Source organism: Acinetobacter sp. WU_MDCI_Abxb74 (genome assembly GCF_025513915.1).
Lineage (GTDB): Bacteria > Pseudomonadota > Gammaproteobacteria > Pseudomonadales > Moraxellaceae > Acinetobacter > Acinetobacter calcoaceticus_C.
In genome coordinates, this window is sequence record NZ_JAHPRP010000001.1 from 746,820 (window position 1) to 768,332 (window position 21,513).

The 21,513-nt window shown below is 39.7% G+C and carries 21 protein-coding genes; 8 read left to right on the top strand and 13 right to left on the bottom strand.

Annotation, left to right across the window (positions count from 1 at the left end; all coding sequences use genetic code 11):
* Positions 1–3 precede the first annotated feature (3 nt).
* Positions 4–750, bottom strand: coding sequence for an acetoacetate decarboxylase family protein (locus KTH84_RS03615; protein WP_262472006.1), 747 nt, complete (start codon positions 748–750; stop codon positions 4–6).
* Entirely contained in the window at positions 747–1,550 is an 804-nt protein-coding gene (locus KTH84_RS03620) for an SDR family NAD(P)-dependent oxidoreductase (protein WP_262472007.1), read from the bottom strand. Before KTH84_RS03620 ends, KTH84_RS03615 begins: the two co-directional genes overlap by 4 nt.
* Before the next feature lie 108 nt (positions 1,551–1,658).
* Here KTH84_RS03620 and KTH84_RS03625 point away from each other — a divergent pair, with 108 nt between their 5' ends.
* Positions 1,659–2,711, top strand: a complete 1,053-nt coding sequence (locus tag KTH84_RS03625; protein WP_262472009.1) for an AraC family transcriptional regulator — start codon at positions 1,659–1,661, stop codon at positions 2,709–2,711.
* Positions 2,712–2,891: 180 nt separating this feature from the next.
* Here the strand turns inward: KTH84_RS03625 and KTH84_RS03630 are convergent, their stop codons facing one another.
* Entirely contained in the window at positions 2,892–3,749 is an 858-nt protein-coding gene (locus tag KTH84_RS03630; protein ID WP_262472010.1) for an SDR family oxidoreductase, read from the bottom strand.
* Positions 3,750–3,876: 127 nt separating this feature from the next.
* Between KTH84_RS03630 and KTH84_RS03635 the strand changes: the two genes are divergently transcribed.
* Positions 3,877–4,236, top strand: coding sequence for a winged helix-turn-helix transcriptional regulator (locus tag KTH84_RS03635; protein WP_003651924.1), 360 nt, complete (start codon positions 3,877–3,879; stop codon positions 4,234–4,236).
* A 106-nt stretch (positions 4,237–4,342) separates the two neighbouring features.
* Positions 4,343–4,777 (top strand): winged helix-turn-helix transcriptional regulator, encoded by a 435-nt coding sequence (locus tag KTH84_RS03640; protein ID WP_042896221.1) that lies wholly within the window; start codon positions 4,343–4,345, stop codon positions 4,775–4,777.
* 69 nt (positions 4,778–4,846) lie between these two features.
* On the opposite strand, the gene KTH84_RS03645 is transcribed toward KTH84_RS03640, so the two are convergent.
* The 4 genes from KTH84_RS03645 to KTH84_RS03660 are packed head-to-tail and all read right to left on the bottom strand — an operon-like array spanning position 4,847 to position 8,442.
* Complete coding sequence (locus KTH84_RS03645; RefSeq protein ID WP_262472011.1) at positions 4,847–6,097, bottom strand: NADH:flavin oxidoreductase/NADH oxidase family protein; 1,251 nt, start codon at positions 6,095–6,097, stop codon at positions 4,847–4,849.
* 9 nt (positions 6,098–6,106) lie between these two features.
* Positions 6,107–6,493 (bottom strand): helicase, encoded by a 387-nt coding sequence (locus KTH84_RS03650; protein ID WP_262472012.1) that lies wholly within the window; start codon positions 6,491–6,493, stop codon positions 6,107–6,109.
* A gap of 47 nt (positions 6,494–6,540) precedes the next feature.
* Positions 6,541–7,404 (bottom strand): alpha/beta fold hydrolase, encoded by an 864-nt coding sequence (locus KTH84_RS03655; RefSeq protein ID WP_262472013.1) that lies wholly within the window; start codon positions 7,402–7,404, stop codon positions 6,541–6,543.
* A gap of 24 nt (positions 7,405–7,428) precedes the next feature.
* Entirely contained in the window at positions 7,429–8,442 is a 1,014-nt protein-coding gene (locus tag KTH84_RS03660) for an alpha/beta fold hydrolase (RefSeq protein ID WP_262472014.1), read from the bottom strand.
* A gap of 231 nt (positions 8,443–8,673) precedes the next feature.
* On the opposite strand from KTH84_RS03660, the gene KTH84_RS03665 reads away from it, so the two are divergent.
* Both KTH84_RS03665 and KTH84_RS03670 read left to right on the top strand, forming a co-directional pair.
* Entirely contained in the window at positions 8,674–9,477 is an 804-nt protein-coding gene (locus KTH84_RS03665; RefSeq protein ID WP_262472015.1) for an oxidoreductase, read from the top strand.
* A 55-nt stretch (positions 9,478–9,532) separates the two neighbouring features.
* The gene (locus tag KTH84_RS03670; protein ID WP_262472016.1) at positions 9,533–10,534 is read left to right on the top strand and encodes an NADP-dependent oxidoreductase; all 1,002 of its coding nucleotides are present in this window, start codon (positions 9,533–9,535) and stop codon (positions 10,532–10,534) included.
* 92 nt (positions 10,535–10,626) lie between these two features.
* Here KTH84_RS03670 and KTH84_RS03675 read toward each other — a convergent pair whose 3' ends face one another.
* From KTH84_RS03675 to KTH84_RS03690, 4 genes are all read right to left on the bottom strand, one after another.
* On the bottom strand, positions 10,627–11,505 hold the full coding sequence (locus tag KTH84_RS03675; RefSeq protein WP_262472018.1) for an NAD(P)-dependent oxidoreductase: 879 nt from the start codon (positions 11,503–11,505) through the stop codon (positions 10,627–10,629).
* Entirely contained in the window at positions 11,505–12,881 is a 1,377-nt protein-coding gene (locus KTH84_RS03680; RefSeq protein ID WP_262472019.1) for an MFS transporter, read from the bottom strand. Before KTH84_RS03680 ends, KTH84_RS03675 begins: the two co-directional genes overlap by 1 nt.
* Before the next feature lie 33 nt (positions 12,882–12,914).
* A complete protein-coding gene (gene denD / locus KTH84_RS03685; RefSeq protein ID WP_262472020.1) occupies positions 12,915–13,886 on the bottom strand; it encodes a D-erythronate dehydrogenase in 972 nt (323 codons plus the stop codon).
* 220 nt (positions 13,887–14,106) lie between these two features.
* Positions 14,107–15,042, bottom strand: coding sequence for a LysR family transcriptional regulator (locus KTH84_RS03690; protein ID WP_262472021.1), 936 nt, complete (start codon positions 15,040–15,042; stop codon positions 14,107–14,109).
* Positions 15,043–15,153: 111 nt separating this feature from the next.
* Between KTH84_RS03690 and KTH84_RS03695 the strand changes: the two genes are divergently transcribed.
* From KTH84_RS03695 to KTH84_RS03705, 3 genes are all read left to right on the top strand, one after another.
* On the top strand, positions 15,154–16,329 hold the full coding sequence (locus KTH84_RS03695) for a fumarylacetoacetate hydrolase family protein (protein WP_262472023.1): 1,176 nt from the start codon (positions 15,154–15,156) through the stop codon (positions 16,327–16,329).
* Between the two features lie 87 nt (positions 16,330–16,416).
* Complete coding sequence (locus tag KTH84_RS03700) at positions 16,417–18,204, top strand: IlvD/Edd family dehydratase (RefSeq protein ID WP_262472024.1); 1,788 nt, start codon at positions 16,417–16,419, stop codon at positions 18,202–18,204.
* A 16-nt stretch (positions 18,205–18,220) separates the two neighbouring features.
* Entirely contained in the window at positions 18,221–19,804 is a 1,584-nt protein-coding gene (locus KTH84_RS03705) for an aldehyde dehydrogenase (NADP(+)) (protein WP_262472026.1), read from the top strand.
* A gap of 132 nt (positions 19,805–19,936) precedes the next feature.
* Here KTH84_RS03705 and KTH84_RS03710 read toward each other — a convergent pair whose 3' ends face one another.
* Both KTH84_RS03710 and KTH84_RS03715 read right to left on the bottom strand, forming a co-directional pair.
* Positions 19,937–20,146, bottom strand: a complete 210-nt coding sequence (locus KTH84_RS03710) for a hypothetical protein (protein WP_133973461.1) — start codon at positions 20,144–20,146, stop codon at positions 19,937–19,939.
* A 227-nt stretch (positions 20,147–20,373) separates the two neighbouring features.
* Complete coding sequence (locus tag KTH84_RS03715) at positions 20,374–20,928, bottom strand: TetR/AcrR family transcriptional regulator (protein ID WP_262472028.1); 555 nt, start codon at positions 20,926–20,928, stop codon at positions 20,374–20,376.
* Positions 20,929–21,513: the final 585 nt, after the last annotated feature.

Consider the following 21,513-nt stretch of genomic DNA (forward strand, 5'->3'; position numbering starts at 1 on the left):
CAGTTATAAAACGCGAGGATTAAATTGGCGCAATAAAAATAACGGCGTGCGTAGACGAGGTATTTGAATTGGAGGAATTAACCCACCTGATAAATCAACTCGATGCAATCTTGCTTCAATGACTTTACCTAGTCCCATATCGTGTAAAGGATCATTTACAGTACCCGTAAAACGTAAGTTCATTTCTACACGACGGACTTCAAGTGGATGTTCTTTCGGGGTAAATCGAACTTCACGTGGTAGACCAAGGCCCAATCCACCTGTGATATTACGATGTGGTAGTCCTAAAATTGGAGGTGCATCATCAATGACTTCACCAAGCTTGGCATCCATTTCAATGAGTGTTGTACCGCGGCGTGAGGCATTGCTAACAATACGTTTGCCGTCATTTTCCCAACTAATCTCACCAATCTTTTTAGGATAGCCTAGCAACTCACGTCCAATAATCATGGCTCGATCATCGTCTAAAATCATCCAAGGACAAAAGATTCCTGTTTTATTGCCTACTTTAATATGAACGAATAAACCCGCTTCATGGTAAGCACCAGTATAGACATTTTCAGGGAAATACGCACAGAACAAATCAGCTCTTGCAGGTTTCACCAACTTCATTCCTGAGGGTAACCAGCGAGCTATGACTTTTTCATCAATTTCAACCACAGCCGTTAAGTATTGGGCATTGTGATACAGCTTATTTCCAAGATTGGCTAAACCCACTGGAACACTTAAATCATTGATGAGTTGTCTCATGATTTCAATCTCGAAAATACTTGTTTCAGAATCGGAAGCAAAATGATACGTGGGGTATAACGCCCCCCAAAAGTTTGCGCCTGTGCAATAAAACCGGGAATCACAATACGGCGATTGCAATCCATCCCTTGAATCGCTTCTTTGGCTACTCTTTCAGCCGTCACCCAAACAAAATTTCCACCAACTCCGTCAATTTTGGCTATCCCTGCGACTTCATTAAAACCTGTTTTAGTCGGACCCGGAGCCAGCAAGGTACAGCTAACCCCTGTTCCTTTGAGCTCGCTATGTAATGATTCAGCAAAAGAGTTTGCAAATGCTTTAGTTGCTGCATATGTAGCATTTGCTGGAGTCGGCTGGTGGCCAGAAGTAGAACCTACAATCAGTATTGCTCCAGCTTTTCGTTTGAGCATTTGTGGCAACACAGCTAAGGTCAGGTCGTGAATTGCCACACTATTTACTTCAACCTCTTCGCGCTCTCGGTCTGCATTTAACTCTTGAATTCGTCCAAAAGTGGCAAATCCTGCGTTATTACAAAGAATTGAAATCTCAATACTTTCTAAATAATGACGAAATTTAGCTCTAGCTTCTCTATCTCCCAAATCACAAGGATATAAATCTACAGATATTTGATATTCAGCTTTTAATTTTTCAGCCAGTATTTCTAATTTTTCAACTCGGCGAGCGACTAAAACTAAGGAATAGCCTCGTAAAGCAAACTGTTTTGCTAACTCTTCACCAATGCCCGATGAAGCACCTGTAATCACAACGCGAGATGAGACTCGTGGAATAGGTAGGCTCATAATTCTTGCTCAAAATAGAATAAATTGATTATTCCGAAGTTTTAACTTGAGCGTGAGATGTAGATCAGACATACTGATAATCATTTTCGGCCAAAATAAAAAAAGAATATGAAGGATCCATATGGGCTATCTAAAGCCAGCATTCCTATTTCTTATGCTCATTTATTATTAGAAATTATGGTAGACAAAGGGTTTTCAGCCCTTGAGATTTTGAAAAAAAGTAAAATTCCCTTAACGCTTTTAGACCAATTAGATGCCCGAATTACTCCTATGCAATGGTCTAAACTGGCATGGGAAAGCATAATATTGTCAAAAGATTCTGGTTTAGGATATGAGTATGGAATAAAACTGCGTTTAACCGCCCATGGGCCAATGGGATATGCCTTAATGAGCAGCCCCAATTTACGACAGGCAGTTGAGGTTTCAACACAATTTTTTAATATGCGATTGAAAGATTATCGTATAACTGTACTTGAAAATAATGAATTTTCTATTGTTGAGATTAAAGAAACTCACCCTGTTGTCAGCAATCAACCAACACAAGCAGAAATACTGAGACGATTTTTTTATGAGTGTTTGATGATTGGCGTGATTCAAGCTGGTCAATTTCTTATAGAACATAAGAATTTTGCTGATATTGAGCTATCGGTCGACTGGTCAGAACCTAGCTATCACAAAGCTTATCAACACTTACTGCCACTTATTCGCTTTAACCAAGCGACTAATCAAATTCGGTATAAAAAACAGCTTCTAGATTTACCTATTAAGATGGCAGATCCATTTGCTTTCAAACAAGCTCTAGCCCAATGTGAAGCTGAACAACTCCGCTTTTCCGAACAAATTAAAGATATATGCCTGACCGTAAAAGCAGAGTTAAATTTAAAACCACAATTGGGTTACCCCACTTTTGATGAAATTGCTGATCGCTTAAATATGTCGAGTCGAACACTGAGGCGCCACTTAAGCCAAGTCGGCTCTTCATATGTGCAATTATTAGAAGAAGCACAACAAAAAGAAGCTGAAAACTTATTACTTAATAGTGATATGGAAATACAAGAGATTGCGCTTTATCTAGGCTATATACAGCCTACAAATTTCACACGCGCATTTAAAAAATGGACAGGACAAACGCCAATCCAATTTCGAAAGAAAGAAATATAAAAACTAAACTATCACAAACAAACATGTGCATTTTGCTTTAAAGCATTTGGTTTAGTTGTTATTTACTGACTCAATAATTTGGTCTACCCCAACTTTATGAAAGCCGTATTTATTAAAATATACAAAAGGCCTAAATCCAAACAATTTAAGCCTTTTTTTGATAAGAGCTATAGCGTTAACTTAAGATAAGAATTCTTTAATAGTCTCTTGCATACTTGTAGTGGTGCGGCCAATTAACTGGTGCAGATCTTTGCTATCACTATACAAGCCGCCTTTAGATACACCTTCATCTGAATCTGCCAAGATACCAGCAAACCCTTCTGGTATGCCCAATTGTACCAAGAGCGCTTTATATTCCTCTTCTGGTAGGTCTTGGTAAATTACTTCTTTTTTGCTAATTTCACTTGCCCATTTTGCAACATCATCAAGGGTATAACTCGTATCACCCGCTAGTTCATAAATTTTAGTTTCATACCCTTCTTGCGTTAATACTACAGCAGCAGCAGTCGCATAGTCTAAGCGTGAAGCAGAAGCAATTTTGCCGTGATGAGTTGCCCCAAAAATTTTGCCGTGCTCAACTGCTTGTGCAAGTCCCATTGCATAGTTTTCGCTGTACCAGTTATTACGTAATAGCGTATGTGGGATATCCGATTTTTTTAAATATTTTTCAGTTTCAACATGTTCTTGTGCTAATAGAAGTGGTGATGTATCTGCGTTTAATAAACTCGTGTAAACAATAAATTTTACGTCTGCAAGTTTTGCCGCATTAATCACATTTTGGTGCTGTACTGTACGTTGACCAACTTCACTCGATGAGATTAATAAAAGCTTATCAATACCAGCCAATTGAACCGAAAGTTTATCTGCGTCATGGCCATAATCAAAAGCACGCACTTCGATCCCTTTTGAACTTAAATCTGATGCTTTTTCTGGACTCCGAACTAATGCGACAATATTTTTTGCCTCAGTCCGTTCGAGTAATTGAGAAATAACCAATTGGCCGAGTTGACCTGATGCACCAGTAACTGCAATACGCATGATGATCTCCATCTGAGGTAGTTGATATATTTCAATCATCGTAGTACCTTAACTTACTAAAAGTAAGTACTTACCTAAAAGTAAGTTTAGAAACAAATGTAAACTTTTGTAATTGAGGTAGTGAGTGATGAAAGGATACGTTTTTGCAGCAGATTGCCCCTCTCGAAAAATTTTATTAACACTTACTAGCCGTTGGAGTGTTTTGATTTTAGTTGCACTTCGAGATCAGCGTCTGCGTTTTAATGAATTAAAGAAAATTATTGATGGCATTAGTGAAAAAATGTTGGCACAAACCTTAAAAACGCTTGAGCATGATGGTTTTATCGTACGTCAGGATTATGCAGAAATACCGCCTCGTGTAGATTATCAATTAACAGACTTTGGACGAGAGGCTTCCGAACGACTTTTTGATTTAACTACTTGGCTTGAAAATAATTTATCCAAGTTATTAGAAAGTCAGCCTAGCGCAGACATAGTTCAAAATTGACTCGAGAAATAGACTTATTATCGTATATTAAGCATTCAAACTCGCTTAATTCTCCATTTTGTGTTAGTATTTTTTTAGTAGTTACTATTAAGTTAATTCATTTCCTATGAGTAAAAATATCAATCTTGAAGTTTGTCCCATTGCCCGAAGCCTTTCAGTGCTAGGCGATGCATGGAGCATGCTGATATTGCGAGATGCTCATGCGGGTTTCACTCGTTTTGATCAGTTCCGTAAAAGTTTAGGTATTGCGCCAACCATGCTAACAAAACGGTTGTCTGTTTTAGTAGATGAAGGATTGCTCGAAAAAAGACAATATTCTGAACATCCACCACGCGAAGAGTATGTATTAACTCAAGCTGGGAAAGACTTTTTACCTGTTTTATTTGTGATTGGTGCATGGGGCCGAAAATATAAGCCCTATGAACAGCCTGAAAAAATGGTGACTTTCATTGATGCAGAACAAGGTACTGAAATTAAGCCGATTGTAATTGACCAAATGACTGGCGCTGAAATTGGTACCCGTCCGATTAGTCAAAAATAGCGAATAATTTAAATTAGAAAAAGCACTCAATTGGAGTGCTTTTTATTGGTTCTCTTTAAAATCAATTGGTTATTTTGCTCGGCTACGTTGGGTTGCGTAAGTTCCCCAACCACTGCGTAAAACTGATTTAATAAATGCCCATAAGCCACTTTCTTTAGGTTTTGGTTGTTTACCTTTTCCAATCCGTTTGAGTTGCTGGGTGTACCAAAGTACTTCCATCACGCCAAGACTATCAATTTTTTTGATGCCAGTTTTAATAGGTTGCACCGACTGAAGACCATTTTTACCTGCTAGCAAATATTTAGGTACATCAGGTTCAATTGCCATAATTCTTGCAATCCCAATAACATCACACGCTTGAGACTGCAAAGCTTGATTCATACCTTCTACGGTACGAAAACCACCTGTAACCATCAACGGCGTTTTTACCAGTGTTCTCACTTTTTCTGCAAAATCAATAAAGAAAGCTTCACGTGCAATTGTCGATGCTTTTTGTGGTGCTTTGGCTACGCCAGACTCATAGGTGCCACCCGATATTTCAATCAGGTCGATTCCTGCATCCGCTAAAGCCTGAATTGTTTCTAACGAGTCTTGTTCGGTAAAGCCGCCTTTTTGAAAGTCTGCCGAGTTAAGCTTAATTGCAACTGGAAATTCTTTACCGACTTGTTTTCGGATTTCTGCATAAACTTCCATTAAAAAACGACGACGTTTTTCTAGTGTACCGCCCCACTCGTCATTTCTTAAATTATGCAAAGGCGATAAAAACTGATTTATGAGATAACCATGTGCAGCGTGAATCTCGACTCCACTAAATCCAGCCTTTTTACATATCGCTGCGCTACGACCAAAGCGCTGAATAATGTCGATAATCTCTGCGTGTGTGGCTTCATGTGGTGTTGCAAATAAAGACTGCATTTCTGCACCAAATGGCACTGCCGATGCAGAAATATTACGGACATTTAGTCCTTTTGGTGATTGTTTTCCCGGATGATTTAACTGTGCCCACAATTGAGAACCTTGTTCGGTCACGGATTTTGCCCATTTCTGTAAAGTCTCAAAATCACGCTCATCTTCAACCACCACATTGCCTGCTTCACCTAAAGCACGTCGGTCAATCATAATATTGCCAGTTATGATCATCCCAATTCTTGATGCAGCCCAACGCTGATATAACCGAACATGTTTTTCGGTTGGGTTGTTGGCATAAGTCGCTAAAGTTTCACTGGTTGCAGCCTTTGCTAAACGGTTTGGAATGATGACACCATTCGGTAAAGTTAAAGGCTGATTCAAAAGATTGGTTTTTAATTGCAGTTGAGTCATGGCTTTATCTCACACAGTTAAAGAGGGTTTTGAATGAGGTTGAATAAAGTCCACTAAACTTTGAAACCACATCACATCCACAAAGTTTCCAGTAATGACAAGGTCTTGTGTTTTAAGTGCAGTTAAAAAAGTGTTTACACTGTCTTTCGCTGACAACACGGCAAACCCTTTGCTACCCGTTTTAAACGTAAAGGTAAAACTTGGTGACTTGGTTAGCCCTGAGTAAGAGTTAATCTTGCCATTTTTCACTTCGAAATAGCGGCCTTCACCACTTGCTGTTTGAATCTGAAAGATGACATTTTTATCTTTCACAAAAGCTGCGCATTTCGGGTTATTTTTTACAGCACGCTGCATGAGCTTGGTCAGCATCCACAGCAATAATTTAAATTTCATCATTTTTATCTTCTTGATTCATCAAATTGAATGGTCCGAACTCATGAGCATTATTCATCTAAAAACTGGATTGCATGTTTTACGAAGCGTTCAGGGTATTGAAATTGGGCACCATGTCCTGCATCGGGATAAATAAATAACTGTGCGTTTGGAATGTTAAGTGCCATGTGATATGCATTGATGGTCGGAATCATCACATCATCAACACCATTTAAAATGAAAGTAGGTTGTTTAATCTCACGTAAATGTGCAAAAGGATCTTGTTCATCAAGTTTAGGTAAAAAATGCATATTGGCTTCTATCTGTGCCTGCATGACTTCAACTGAGCTTGCTAGATCTTGGTCTTTACGCTGATGACGACGTTGCCAAAATTCATGCCCCGCCTGAATAGCAGCTTCAGATCGGCCAAAAAATAAAAAGAGGAAGTTTTCTTCAGAAGGCACAGCAGTTGTTGCATGCTTCAATACCAAAGCAGCGACTTCTGGATCATCTCCACGTGGTTTACCGCCTCTTGGTCCCGTACCTAAAAGCATCAGCTTTCTCACAAGTTCAGGATGACGGCGTACTAAATCTTGTGCCTGAAACCCACCAAGTGAAAAGCCTAATAGGTCAACCTGCTTTAAGCCTAGTGCACGAATGACTGCTGCCGCATCGTCTGCCATATCTTCAATGCGAGTACGGGGCTGGCCTGTAGAGGAAGCAACGCCACGACCGTTGAACAAAATGACTTCACGCCCTTGTGCCAAACCATCAGTAATGAGTGGGTCCCAATTGTCTAAACCACCTCGGAAATGCTGAAGAAAAAATAGCGGTGGTTGCCCTGTATTTGCATTACCCCATCGACGATAGGCAAATTTTGCTCCATCTACTTCAATGAATTGGGTCTCGGCTGTTTGGTGTGTAATTGTTGTCATCATCATTGTCCTAAATTTAAGCTTTTATTTATCTAAGAATGTAAGTGATTGTTTTACAAAATCTTCTTGGAACTGAAAAATTCCACCATGGCCAGCATCTGGATAGATAACAAGTGAGCTATTTGGTAAGCGCTTTGCTAAATCATAAGTATTTACTGTTGGCACCATTCGGTCATGATCACCATTAGCAACTAACACTGGTTGTTGAATCACAGAAAGGTCGGAAGGTTTTTTACTTCCCCATTTTTTGAGTGCTTTAAGCTGGGCACGATAGGCAGAAATAGTGATTTCTTTATCGCGGTTTTCGGTACGTTCATTAATACGTTGAATAAACTGTTTTGCAGCAGCTTTACCATTTTCTGTACGCGTGAAGAAAAGATAAACCTTAGGGTCTTGGTGGGTAACCATTCCACGGAATAAATCCCAATTTGAAATTCGTCCTACTGTACTAATTCCTGTACCGCCCGCAGGGCCAGTTCCCGATAAAATCATTTTTCGAACTAAATTCGGCTGCTTCAAAGCAATCTCTTGTGAAATCATGCCTCCCATCGAGAAGCCAAATAAATCAACTTTTTTAAATCCTTTTGCCTGAATAAAAGCAATCGCATCGTCTGCCATCTGCTCAATCGACTGGGCTGGTTTACCTGTAGAAGCGCCAACACCACGATTATCAAACACGACAACATGATGTTTAGCCGCAATTCCATCAATCATTCGTGGGTCCCAGTTATCTAGAACTGCCGCTAAATGATTTAAGAAAATGACAGGCGTTCCACCGTTTTGCTGACCATATTCTCGGTAGGCGAAGTTAACGCCACCTGCACTAATAAATTGAGTTGGCACATTTGTCCAATTTGTATCTAAGTGAGAGGTTGAGTCTGATTGCTGATTGATCACAGTATTTGATGACATTTTCTTCTCCTGAGTTGCGTGGTCACTAAAAGAAATAGATGCCACCGTCTCTGCCTGAGTTAAGGGAGCACTAAAAATAGATACCGCCGTTAATCCCATAGCAATTGTATTTAATAGAAATTTCATTTGTTTTGATCCTAATTCTATTCATTCAACTGATTTAACTGTTTTGATGAGCAATCTATTGAGATTAGCGACACCCTTCACAGTTACTACTCATTTAATACTTACTATACGGCTACATTATTTATTTGTCACTATCTTTTTAGTAGTAACTATTTTATTTTTAGATTATGATGAAAAAATCAAGCCGGAATTCATTCGTTCAGGCGACAAAGTTTAAGTAAGGAACATGATATGACCAGCAAAGTGGTTCTCATTACAGGTGCATCTTCGGGTATTGGTTTAGCAGCCGCCGACCTTTTACATGAGGTAGGATTTATTGTTTATGGCACAAGCCGACAAGCAAAAAATTCATCAAACTATAAATTTCATCTTATTGAGTTAGATGTGAACCAAGACGAGTCGGTAATGCAGGCCATTGAAAAAATAATTGCAAATGAAGGTCGAATTGATGTCTTAATTAACAATGCTGGTTTTGCAATATCACCCGCTGGCGCTGAAGAAAGCTCAATGCAGCAAGCACAGGCTATTTTTGATACTAACTTTTTTGGTGCCGTTCGAATGACTCGCGCAGTTATTCCACACATGCGTCAGAAAAAATCAGGACTTATTTTAAATATCAGTTCAATTCTTGGACTTGTGCCTATGCCATTTGGCGCACTTTATTCTGCGTCTAAACATGCACTTGAGGGTTATTCTGAATCTTTAGACCATGAATTAAGGTCTCAAAACATTCGTGTTTCTTTGATTGAACCGGCGTATACCAATACCTCTTTAGGAATGAATTTACTTGAAGCCGACAATAAAGTTTCTTTTTATGATGAAGCTCGTAAAAAGCTCCATCAACAAATGATTCATTTAATGAATAAGTCAGATGAGCCAAGCGTTGTTGCCCATGCAATTTTAGAGGTGATTCAAAGTAAACATGTGGTACCACGTTACACAGCAGGCAAAACTGCACAAAAACTAAAAGCTTTAAGACGATTTGCGCCTGCAAAGATTTTTGACAAGTTAATTCAACGCAGCGTGAAAGTTTAGAGCAAACTTAAACGTATAAAACATGAAAACAAATTTCAAAAAATAGAGGTTCCAAATGAAAGCAGCCTACATTAACCGTTACGGCCATATTGATGATGTACAAGTCGGTGAACATCCAAAACCTTCTCTGTCAAAAGATGCTGTGCTTGTTAAAGTGCATGCAGCGAGTATCAACCCTCTCGACATAAGAGTTTTAGGGGGTGAATTTAAAGCAATTCTCCCAGTAAAATTTCCGTTCATATTAGGCAGTGATTTTGCAGGAACAGTTGTAGAGGTTGGATCAAACGTTACTCAATTTAAAACTGGTGATGAAGTCTATGCCAAGATCGACCTAAACGGCGCTTTTGCTGAATATACAGTGGTTCAGCAGTCTTCACTTGCCCTTAAACCTCAAAATATTTCGATGGAACTAGCGGCCTCTTTGCCTCTGGTGGCATTGACTGCATGGCAAGCACTGGTTGAAATTGCTAAAGTTCAACCAGGACAAAAAGTGCTCATCCATGCAGGTTCTGGCGGTGTGGGATCAATTGCGATTCAACTTGCTAAGTCCCTTGGAGCTATTGTTGCCACAACAACAAGTGGTAAAAACACTCGTTGGGTTAGAGAACTAGGCGCCGATATCATTATTGACTATAAAACGGCAGACTTTGAGCAAGAGCTTAAAGACTATGACGTGGTTTTAGATACGCAAGGTGGAAAAACTTTAGAGAAATCGCTGAATGTGATTAAACGTGGTGGGCGTATTATTAGTATTTCAGGTCCACCCGACCAAGCTTTTGCAGAAGCAGTTAATCCAAACCGATTTCTAAAATGTGTTATCCCGCTCTTAAGCTGGCCAATTCGACATAAAGCAAAGAAACGTGGCATTACCTATTCATTTTTATTTATGCAGCCGAATGGTCAACAGCTCTCAAAAATTACTGAATTAGTAGAAGCCGGAAAAATTAAACCCATAGTTGACCAAACATATGACTTTGCTCAAATCAAGGAAGCATTCCAATATGTAAATACTGGCCGTTCAAAAGGAAAAGTTGTTTTAAAAATAGCTGAACTTTGAGCATGATGATGTGAAGATAAAAACACTACAAATGGTTAATCAGTCATTAAACATTTTGATTATTCAACCATTCGTAGTGAATTTATAAAAGGTTATAGAGCTAAATGGTTCATTCGCTCTAACTCACGAATTAGACCAGAATGATCAAGCTCACCGTCTCCCGCCCCAACCATATTCTGAAAGAGTTGATTGACCAATTCAGCAATTGGTAAATTCAACTCAAGTGATTTGGCGTAGCTAATGGCGGTATCAATATCTTTATATTGGGTGCGAGCAGTACCTCCGGGTTTAAAATTGCGCGTTAATATCCGTTCACCGTGCTGCTGCAAAATCGGAGAGTCTGCAAAACCACCTGTTAATGCCTGTTTGAGTTTTACGGGGTCAGCTCCAGCTTTACTGGCAAGCAATAATCCTTCGCTTACGGTTGCAATGGTGGTTGCCACAATCATTTGATTGACGAGTTTTGCAAGCTCACCACAGCCAGCCCCACCCACTAAAATTGGTCGTCCCATTGCACTTAAAATAGTTTCAGCTTGTGAAAATGTTTTAGCTTCACCGCCAACCATAATGGCTAAGCTTGCATTTTGAGCACCTTTTTCTCCGCCAGAGACCGGAGCATCTAAGTATCTAAGACCTCTTTCTTTACACTTTTCACTTTGTTTTTTTGCAATTTCCACCGGTATCGAACTCATCACAATGACCGTGCTTTCAGGCTTTAACTGTGAGATAGCACCGTGTTCTTTAAACAGGATTTCATCACAAGTTTTTCCATCACTGAGCATACAAATTAAAAACTCTACATCTTGTCCGACTTGTTCAAGTTCACTGCAAACATATGCACCAGCGTCTTTTAAAATATCTGCTTTAGATAGGGTTCTGTTCCAGACCTTAACTTGATGCCCTGCTTTTAGTAAATTCATGGCCATTGGCAAACCCATAATGCCTGTACCAACAAATCCGATGGTCGCCATTATTTCATCTCCGTCGCAGTCCGAACTTTGAATTGTTGTTGTTCTGCTTTTAAGCTATTCGATTTTAACTTAGCCAATAACAACAACCCTAAACCACCCATTGCAACAAATCCAGCAATCACGAGAAAGGCCACTGTGTAGGTTCCAGTGGTTGTATATAAATAACCTGTTAAATACGGACCAGTAAAACCACTTAAGTTGCCGACCGAGTTAATTAAACCAATTCCGGCTGCGGCACCTACACCTGTTAAAGTTTGCCCAGGAATGGTCCAAAAAATATTAATTGCACTAAACACACCAATCGCAAGAAGAATAAAACCTACAATAATTGCCCAAGGCTGATTCACAATTAAGGCAATAGCGATTGCGGAAGCAGCCATGAGTGCAGCACAAGCTCCATGTTTATAACGTTCTTGTTTGCGGTCAGAACGGCGGCTCCATAAAACCATGCCCACTGCTGCAAAAGCATATGGAATTGCGGTGAGTAAACCATTTTGAATGAGGCTGATTTCCATACCAAAGGTGTTTCTGAATGACTCTAATACACTCGGTAAAAAGAAAAACATCGCATTTGAACCAGACGTAATGCCAAAATAAACAATTGCCATAATCCAGACCAATGGGTTTTTAAACACTTGTTTAATCATTTCACCTTTGGTTAAAGCCACTTCTGTAGATTGCTCTTTCTCTCGTTCTTCGCGCTCTAGCGTGGTCATTAGCCATTGACGCTGCTCTGCTGTTAACCACTCAGCCTCTTTAGGATTATTGGTTAAATATTTTAGACAGATTAATCCTAAAATAATTGAAGGAATACCTTCCAAAATATACATTAAGCGCCAGCCTTCATAGCCAATGGTATTACCCCATTGCATAAGACCTACCGAAATTGGCGCACCAATAATTTGAGCAATTGGCAATCCAAGATAGAACGTTGCGAAAACGCGGGCACGATATTTTGCAGGAAACCACAAGGTTAAATAAAAGATAACACCCGGAAAGAAACCCGCTTCGGCAATTCCGAGTAAAAACCGTAAAACAATAAACTGAGTACCGCTATGGATAAAACCCATAAGTCCAGCAATGATTCCCCAAGTAATCATGATTCGGGCAATCCAGATTCTTGCTCCAAACCGATGAAGTAAAACATTACTCGGTACTTCCGCAATAAAATAACCAAGAAAAAATACGCCCGCACCTAAACCAAAAATGGTTTGAGTAATTCCAAGTGCATCATTCATGTGTAGCGCAGCAAAACCAATATTGGTTCTGTCTAGAAATGCCATAATGAATAAAATAATGAGAAACGGGATAATTCGACTCGAAACACGCTTAATCGTCTGCTCTTCGAGAGCAGTTACATTTTTGATATCTTCCATAATAACTCTCACATCAACTGGCGATCACTGCCATTAATTTTGGGTATCTTCTATATGTGCCTGAATGACGCTTTCAAAATTTTCATCTGCTCGGAAACCTAAAGATTCGGCATATTCAGCCTTCACCTGAACAGGCCAACTTTTAACAATACGTTGAATGGTTTGGTCTTCTTGCCATTGCACCAAATCGGTTGCTTGTTTGCCTGCAACTTTTTCAAGCGCTTCAAGCATTTCTTTAACGGTAACGGTTAATCCCGGTAAGGGAATAATTCGATTATCTTGAAGTACGTCTGTCGAAATGGTGGCAGCCTTAATCATCGATTCAACACAGCGCCGTGGTGAAGTAACAAAAACTGGGGTATCTGATGGTACGGGGCAAACTGCCGTTTCGCCTTTTAACGGTTCACGAATGATTGAACTAAAAAAGGTAGAAGCTGCTTTATTTGGTTTACCGGGACGAACCACAATGGTCGGTAGTCTCAAAATACGGCCATCAATAAAGCCTTTTCTTGAATAATCAGACACCAGTAATTCGCCTACCGCTTTTTGCATGCCGTAAGAAGACTTTGGTGTAACTACTGTCTCGTCTGTTACCACCTCTGGCAATTGACCGCCAAATACAGCGCAACCACTGGCAAAAATGACTCGAGGCCGTGTCTGTTTTTTTCTTAATTCTTCTAATAAATTTAATAGGCCATAAAGGTTAACGTCCATTCCTAAATCAAAATCAGCCTCCGCTGCTGAACTCACTACTGCTGCTAAGTGCCATACCACATCAATATTGTCTGTAATATTTGCCACAGTGGTTTTATCGGTAATATCACCGACAATAACTTCAATTTTCGGGTCTTGCGGTAAATCTTCACCAGCAAATGCATCAAAAAGAATAACTTTATTGATGGCTTTAGGTTGATCACCATCTAAAGTAAGGCTACCGGTTTTTAGAATCTCTTTCGCAATTTGTTTTCCAATAAAACCAGTTCCGCCAGTGATTAGTACATTCATACAGGGATCCTTTCCTAATTTTTATTCACTTAAAAATTTTTTAATCATCGTGAATTAAACGATAAGGAGTCCAAGCAATAATTTCCAATGAATAATTTCTAAATATTGATAACTTTTTAATATCAGTTTCATGTTTATATAATTCAACAATAATCAGTTATTTTTCTTATTTTTTTAATAAAAAAGCCCCAAATTCTTTACTGATTTGAGGCCTATCTTTTTATTTACGTTTTGCGTTTTTTAATAAAATGTTGATAAATGCCGATGCGATGTCAGAAACAGGCTCACCTTTACGTGTCAAAATTCCATAATCTTGTGCATCTAAAATCAAATCCGTTTCTAAAATCTGTAGTTGACCTTCTTTTACCTGATCAATCACCATCGCTTCTGGCAACATTCCGACCATAGGCGCACCTTTTAATATCTGTAAAAAGGTTTGCATAGACATGGTATTCACCGTATTTAAAGGTATTTTGACTTTTGCTCGGGCAAATGCACCTTCCATACGCTCTCGAATTGGGGTGCCTTTAGGATAAAGTACCCACGGCCAGTTGAGTAACTCCTCTAAAGTGCAGAATTTTTTTTGAGCACATGGGTGGGCACTATTCACAACAATACAAAATGGCTCTGGGCCTAAAGGTTGAAAATCGAAAAACTGGCTTTGCGTCACATCGGTAAAGCGGCCTATCGCTAAATCTAAAGTATGTTCACTTAACATTTCCATTAAATGGTCACTGGTTTGCTCAACCACATCGATAGAAAGTAATGGCCATTTTTTCTTGATTTCAATAATTGAGTTTGGAATCACCACAGCGGTTGCCGCAAAAATACCGCCTACTTTTAAAAAACCGTGTCCACCCAATCGTAAAATTTCAATGTCTTCGACGAAATGCTTTGCATCGTTTAACACACGCTGCGCATAGCGAATCACAAGTTCACCCAAAGCAGTAACAGGCATATTTCGGGGCAATCGTTCAAAAACAGGAAAACCAAGCAACCCTTCAATTTCTTTTAGCATTTTACTGACCGCAGGTTGACTTAGGTTCATCTGCTCGGCGGCCAAATGCATATTATTGGTTCGAGCTAAAGTTTCAAGAAGAACCAAATGCTTGAATTTTAACCAATTATTTAAGCTTGCGTAAGTCAAATCCGCCATTTATAAAATTCCTTTTCGATAACTTTTCGTTATTAATAATTAAATTATTACGATTGGTGTTTATTAAATAAGAAACATATCATGATTTCAAATAAAAGAAGGATGCTTTAAATGAACTTTACCTTAAATTCCCAGAACTCATTACCAGACGATGCTACCCAAGGATGTTTAATTGGTCGTGCGTGGATCCCAAATCAAATTGCTGGCCCTTCACCTATCATTTTAAAAGATAATCAGGTTTTTGATATTTCAGAGAAGTTTCACACAATTTCTCAGTTGCTTGAAAGTTCAGATCCATTAAACGCTTTATCTGAAATTGAAGGGAAATTAATCGGGTCAATTGATGAATTATTTGCAAATACGGTGGCTGAACCAGATACAAATAAAGCGTATTTTTTAGCTCCTATTGATTTACAAGTGATTAAAGCGGCTGGTGTAACCTTTGCCGCAAGCATGTTAGAGCGAGTGATTGAAGAACAAGCTGGTGGCGATGCACAAAAAGCTCAATCCATCCGTGAAGTTGTGCAGAATGTGATTGGCGATAATTTAAAAACAATCGAACCCGGTTCAGAAAAAGCACTACAGCTGAAAGAATATTTAATTGAACAAAATATGTGGTCTCAATATCTTGAGGTAGGTATAGGAATAGATGCAGAAATTTTTACCAAAGCACCTGTTTTAGCAGCCGTGGGAACGGGTCAAAATATTGGTATTCACCCTAAGTCTGAGTGGAATAATCCAGAACCAGAAGTGGTATTAGTTGCAAACAGCAACGGTAAAATTTTAGGTGCAACCTTAGGCAACGACGTTAATTTACGGGACTTTGAAGGTCGTAGTGCTTTGCTCTTAAGTAAAGCAAAAGATAATAATGCCTCTTGTGCAATTGGCCCTTTTATTCGTCTTTTTGATCAGACATTTTCTTTAAATGATATTCGTGCTTGTGATGTTGAACTGCAAATTCAAGGTACGGATAACTTTGTGCTCAATGGCATCAGTTCTATGTCACAAATTAGTCGTGACCCAGAAGATTTAATCCAGCAAACACTCAATGAAAATCACCAATATCCAGATGGCTTTGTCTTGTTCTTGGGAACTCTATTTGCCCCGACTCAAGATCGCGAACAAGCTGGCGCAGGCTTTACACATAAGGTCGGCGATGTCGTTCGTATTCATTCACCTAAATTAGGCACTTTATACAATACGGTAATGACAAGCGACAAAGCGACGCCGTGGAATTTTGGAATAAATGCATTAATGCGTAATTTGAAACAACGAGAATTATTATAATTTTCACGTATTATCGATCAGTTGAATTGTAATATTCATTTCGTGAAAAAGTTAAATTTTAAAAAGTATGAGTGAAAGGATCTAAAAATGAATGATCAAGATAAACGGATTTTTTTACGTAGCCAAGAATGGTTTGATGATCCTACACATGCTGACATGACAGCGCTCTATGTTGAACGTTATATGAATTATGGGTTGACCCGTGCCGAGTTACAGTCGGGCCGACCAATTATTGGCATTGCGCAAACTGGTAGTGATTTAACTCCATGTAACCGCCATCACAAAGAACTGGCTGAACGGGTTAAAGCAGGCATTCGTGATGCGGGCGGTATTCCAATGGAATTTCCAGTTCACCCAATTGCAGAACAGTCTCGACGCCCCACTGCTGCGCTAGACCGAAACTTAGCTTATTTAGGTTTAGTTGAAATATTACATGGTTATCCACTTGATGGTGTGGTGCTAACAACGGGCTGTGACAAAACCACACCTGCTTGTTTAATGGCAGCTGCGACTACAGATTTACCCGCCATTGTTTTATCTGGTGGTCCAATGCTAGACGGTCATTTTAAGGGCGAGTTAATTGGTTCTGGCACAGTGCTCTGGCACGCACGCAATTTACTTGCAACAGGTGAAATTGACTATGAAGGCTTCATGGAAATGACGACTTCGGCATCACCTTCGGTTGGGCATTGCAACACCATGGGCACTGCACTTTCAATGAATGCCTTGGCAGAAGCTTTGGGTATGTCATTACCCACATGTGCAAGCATTCCTGCGCCGTATCGCGAGCGTGGGCAAATGGCCTATATGACAGGAAAAAGAATTTGCGAAATGGTTTTAGAAGATTTACGTCCATCTAAAATCATGAACAAACAATCATTTGAAAATGCTATTGCCGTAGCGTCTGCTCTAGGCGCATCAAGTAACTGTCCTCCCCATTTAATTGCAATTGCCCGCCATATGGGCATTGAACTGAGTTTAGAAGACTGGCAACGCGTTGGAGAAAATATTCCATTAATTGTGAACTGTATGCCTGCAGGTAAATATTTGGGTGAAGGTTTTCACCGCGCTGGGGGCGTTCCTGCGGTTATGCATGAATTACAAAAATCAGGTGTTTTACATGAAGACTGTGCATCGGTCAGTGGTAAAACAATGGGTGAAATTGCTAGAAATGCAAAAACCTCAAATGCAGATGTAATTTTCCCCTATGAACAGCCACTTAAACATGGTGCAGGCTTTATTGTGCTGAGTGGTAATTTCTTTGACAGCGCCATTATGAAAATGTCTGTCGTTGGCGAAGCATTTAAGAAAACGTATTTATCTGACCCCAATAGTGAAAATAGCTTTGAAGCAAGAGCGATTGTTTTTGAAGGCCCCGAAGATTATCACGCACGAATTAACGACCCTGCTTTAGAAATTGATGAACGTTGTATTTTGGTCATTCGAGGTGCTGGAACAGTCGGTTATCCGGGCAGTGCCGAAGTTGTCAATATGGCCCCACCCGCACAGTTAATTAAAAAGGGAATTGACTCACTGCCTTGCTTAGGAGATGGCCGTCAAAGTGGAACCTCTGCCAGCCCTTCTATTTTAAATATGTCACCAGAAGCAGCGGTAGGCGGTGGAATTGCGTTATTAAAAACTAACGATCGATTGCGCATTGATCTAAATAATCGCTCCGTTAATGTACTCATTTCTGATGAAGAGTTAGAAAAACGCCGTCAGGAATGGCAACCCACTGTGTCTGCATCTCAAACACCTTGGCAAGAAATGTATCGAAATATGGTAGGCCAATTATCAACGGGCGGCTGCTTAGAGCCTGCAACGTTATACATGCGTGTGGTCAACCAAAATAATCTTCCAAGACACTCTCATTAATTTCAGGATATTCGTTATGAACATTATTGGACACAACTTTATTGGCGGTTCACGCAGTGCTCAAAGTACAAACTTATTAAAAAGTGTGAATGCAACGACAGGCGAATCTCTGCCTTATGAGTTTCACCATGCAACCGAACAGGAAGTGAACCAGGCTTGTGACGCAGCCAGTCAAGCTTTTAAAACTTACCGTCACACTTCACCTGAACAGCGTGCAACCTTTTTAGAAAACATTGCCGATGAACTCGATGCTTTAGGCACAGATTTTTTAGAGGTCGTTTCACAAGAAACTGCTTTACCACTTGCACGCTTGCAAGGTGAACGTGGCCGTACCAGTGGACAAATGCGTCTGTTCGCCAAAGTGTTGCGCCGTGGAGATTTTCTAGGCGCCCGTATTGATACAGCTTTACCAGAGCGTCAGCCTCTACCGCGCCCAGACCTGCGCCAGATTAAAATCGGTGTTGGCCCTGTTGCAGTATTTGGTGCCAGTAACTTTCCATTGGCCTTTTCAACTGCAGGTGGAGACACTGCTTCTGCTTTAGCAGCTGGCTGTTCTGTGGTGGTGAAAGCCCATAGCGGACATATGGCCACAGCAGACTTTGTCGCGCAAGCGATTGAACGTGCCGTAGAGAAATCAAATATGCCTAAAGGCGTATTTAACATGATCTACGGTAATGGTGTGGGCGAACCTTTAGTTAAGCATCCGCTAATTCAGGCGGTTGGTTTTACCGGTTCACTCCGTGGTGGTCGTGCTTTATGTGACATGGCAGCAGCACGCCCACAACCGATTCCAGTATTTGCTGAAATGAGCAGTATTAACCCAATGCTGATGTTGCCAGAAGCCTTAAAAAACCGAGGTGAAAAAATTGCACAGGACTTGGCAGATTCAGTGGTTCTGGGCTGTGGTCAGTTCTGTACCAATCCGGGCTTAATTTTAGGAATTAAATCAGCCGAATTTAGCCAGCTCATTACTAACCTGACCAATATTATGGGCGGCAAACCTGCTCAAACCATGCTGAATGCCGGAACCTTAAAAAGCTATACAGCAGGTCTGGAACACTTAACCGAGCATCAAGGTATTGAACATTTGGCAGGCCAAACCCAGCTAGGTAATCAGGCACAACCACAATTATTTAAAGCTGATGTTGAGTTATTACTGGCAAGTGACCAGCTTTTACAAGAAGAAATCTTTGGGCCAGCAACTGTCATTATTGAAGTTGAAGATAAAGCCCAACTTCTTCAAGCGCTACAAAGCATGAACGGTCAGCTCACTGCAACTTTAATTGCCGATGAAGCAGACTTAAACGAGTTTACAGATGTGGTTCCGGTGTTAGAAGAAAAGGCAGGTCGCTTACTGTTAAATGGCTATCCTACTGGTGTTGAAGTGAGTGATGCGATGGTACATGGTGGGCCATACCCAGCAACCTCAGATGCCAGAGGCACCTCGGTTGGAACCTTGGCAATTGACCGTTACTTACGTCCGGTGTGTTACCAGAACTATCCGCAAAGCTTATTGCCGGAGGCTTTGAAAGACAGCAACCCGTTGCAGATTTTAAGGCTGGTTAATGGTGAGATGACCAAAGATACTCTGTGCCAATAAGGACAAGGATATTCCTTAAATAAAAAATCATGATATTTATAGGATGCTTTCTGCTACAAGAAATCGGCTTAAATACGTATAAAAAAACCTCAATGAGATATTGAGGTTTTTTATACATTTGCGATAGTTTTATCAGTTTTGCTGATCTTTTTGCCGCTGTATATCTTTCTGATCTTTCACGTTTTGTTGCCGCTGTTGATTTGGTATATGGTGTTGGTATTGGTGGTTTTGTTGCTGTTGTTGATCCTGTTGGTTTTGCTCGAATTGTTGATCTTGCTGTTTATTTTGGCGATCTTGATCAATCTCTTGTTGCCGGTGTAGATCACTTTTTTGATTAGCCATATTAATTGTCCATTCTTTAATATGATTCATTTTTAAATTTACATCCTTATCATTATAAGGCTACCTACTTCATGTGACATTTTCTTTCATTGTAAATTTTATGATTGAAGATAAAAATATATGACTAATAAAGATGCATTTATTTAAATTTTCTAAAAATATAAATTACATTGACTACTTGATAAAACAAATTTTATTTTAGATTCATAGATTAAAATGCTTTTCTCTCACCCCCACCCCAACAAAAAATACTCAAGCAACCTCTCCCGTTCATCTGGTTTACTCGGGTCTAAAAGCTGAACCATTGCTCCATCAATCACAAACAAAAACATGTGCACATCTTGTTTTGAAGCATTTGCGTTAGTTGTTAAAAGCAGATTATAAATTTCCTTGATCAACCATTTTCGATAGTCAATTACGACCTGATACGCCTTTGGATGTGTTTTCGCAATTTCAAAAATAGCTTTAAACGGCAAATGATAAAGCCCTTCTAAATCTGCATGTAAAAAGTATATTTTCCTAAGTTTTTCAACTAGCGTTAATTCTTTTTGGACATGGATGATTGAAATTACCTCTTGTTTAAGCCCATCTTTTTGAAAGGTTAGACTCATTTCGATAAGACGTTCTTTTGAGTGAAAATAATTATAAAACGTGGCTTTCGGGATTTTTGCTGCTTCAATAATTCGGTCTACCCCGACATTGTGAAAGCCATGTTTATTAAAAAGATATCTTGCAGAATGAAGCACACTTAAAGCACGAAATGGGAGATCTGAATGTGGCATAGTTTTACCGTTATAAAATAAATTTTTGTTGTATATAAATGAGATATAAAAAGCCTTGACCCTTTTGAGGGTGAAAAAAGGCGTAGCAAAGCCATAAAGACTGTGCTTGGCACATCTCAAGTTTTATTGTTGCTAAGTTTTTAAACGAAATGATTTAAAGTTCGACAAGCCTAAAGGCCATCAAACCATTTAAAGATGGGTTAAGTTGTGTCGATATAGCTTTTGGCAAAGGCTGCCAAGAAATAATGAATGTGCAAAGCCAACTCCTTTAAGTATGGAGTTCTGCCGAAACATTATAAATTATGGTGGCAGAACGGAAGTGGGTTGACGGACTGGGTTCGACATCCAGCACACTCGAAAGTGTCCCACTCCCGTCCTACCGCTACGGGAGGGAACGAGGTGTGCACACATGAAACTATTCCTCAGAAGGAATAATCTGATGTGGTCGATCATCGGTCCGTCAAAACCGACTGGCAATGTAGGCCAGCCCGCAAATGGTAATCTGCAATATTTAAGGTGTCAATGTGAAATTGGCTAGAAAATATTTAATTAATTATTGTTTTTCATTTAATTACATAATTAAGA

What these genes read in the sequence shown, in the direction of transcription:
- KTH84_RS03615 (WP_262472006.1), bottom strand. Translation starts at nt 750, where the DNA reads ATGAGACAACTCATCAATGATTTAAGTGTTCCAGTGGGTTTAGCCAAT.
- KTH84_RS03620 (WP_262472007.1), bottom strand. Translation starts at nt 1,550, where the DNA reads ATGAGCCTACCTATTCCACGAGTCTCATCTCGCGTTGTGATTACAGGT.
- KTH84_RS03625 (WP_262472009.1), top strand. Translation starts at nt 1,659, where the DNA reads ATGAAGGATCCATATGGGCTATCTAAAGCCAGCATTCCTATTTCTTAT.
- KTH84_RS03630 (WP_262472010.1), bottom strand. Translation starts at nt 3,749, where the DNA reads ATGCGTATTGCAGTTACTGGTGCATCAGGTCAACTCGGCCAATTGGTT.
- KTH84_RS03635 (WP_003651924.1), top strand. Translation starts at nt 3,877, where the DNA reads ATGAAAGGATACGTTTTTGCAGCAGATTGCCCCTCTCGAAAAATTTTA.
- KTH84_RS03640 (WP_042896221.1), top strand. Translation starts at nt 4,343, where the DNA reads ATGAGTAAAAATATCAATCTTGAAGTTTGTCCCATTGCCCGAAGCCTT.
- KTH84_RS03645 (WP_262472011.1), bottom strand. Translation starts at nt 6,097, where the DNA reads ATGACTCAACTGCAATTAAAAACCAATCTTTTGAATCAGCCTTTAACT.
- KTH84_RS03650 (WP_262472012.1), bottom strand. Translation starts at nt 6,493, where the DNA reads ATGATGAAATTTAAATTATTGCTGTGGATGCTGACCAAGCTCATGCAG.
- KTH84_RS03655 (WP_262472013.1), bottom strand. Translation starts at nt 7,404, where the DNA reads ATGACAACAATTACACACCAAACAGCCGAGACCCAATTCATTGAAGTA.
- KTH84_RS03660 (WP_262472014.1), bottom strand. Translation starts at nt 8,442, where the DNA reads ATGAAATTTCTATTAAATACAATTGCTATGGGATTAACGGCGGTATCT.
- KTH84_RS03665 (WP_262472015.1), top strand. Translation starts at nt 8,674, where the DNA reads ATGACCAGCAAAGTGGTTCTCATTACAGGTGCATCTTCGGGTATTGGT.
- KTH84_RS03670 (WP_262472016.1), top strand. Translation starts at nt 9,533, where the DNA reads ATGAAAGCAGCCTACATTAACCGTTACGGCCATATTGATGATGTACAA.
- KTH84_RS03675 (WP_262472018.1), bottom strand. Translation starts at nt 11,505, where the DNA reads ATGGCGACCATCGGATTTGTTGGTACAGGCATTATGGGTTTGCCAATG.
- KTH84_RS03680 (WP_262472019.1), bottom strand. Translation starts at nt 12,881, where the DNA reads ATGGAAGATATCAAAAATGTAACTGCTCTCGAAGAGCAGACGATTAAG.
- denD (WP_262472020.1), bottom strand. Translation starts at nt 13,886, where the DNA reads ATGAATGTACTAATCACTGGCGGAACTGGTTTTATTGGAAAACAAATT.
- KTH84_RS03690 (WP_262472021.1), bottom strand. Translation starts at nt 15,042, where the DNA reads ATGGCGGATTTGACTTACGCAAGCTTAAATAATTGGTTAAAATTCAAG.
- KTH84_RS03695 (WP_262472023.1), top strand. Translation starts at nt 15,154, where the DNA reads ATGAACTTTACCTTAAATTCCCAGAACTCATTACCAGACGATGCTACC.
- KTH84_RS03700 (WP_262472024.1), top strand. Translation starts at nt 16,417, where the DNA reads ATGAATGATCAAGATAAACGGATTTTTTTACGTAGCCAAGAATGGTTT.
- KTH84_RS03705 (WP_262472026.1), top strand. Translation starts at nt 18,221, where the DNA reads ATGAACATTATTGGACACAACTTTATTGGCGGTTCACGCAGTGCTCAA.
- KTH84_RS03710 (WP_133973461.1), bottom strand. Translation starts at nt 20,146, where the DNA reads ATGGCTAATCAAAAAAGTGATCTACACCGGCAACAAGAGATTGATCAA.
- KTH84_RS03715 (WP_262472028.1), bottom strand. Translation starts at nt 20,928, where the DNA reads ATGCCACATTCAGATCTCCCATTTCGTGCTTTAAGTGTGCTTCATTCT.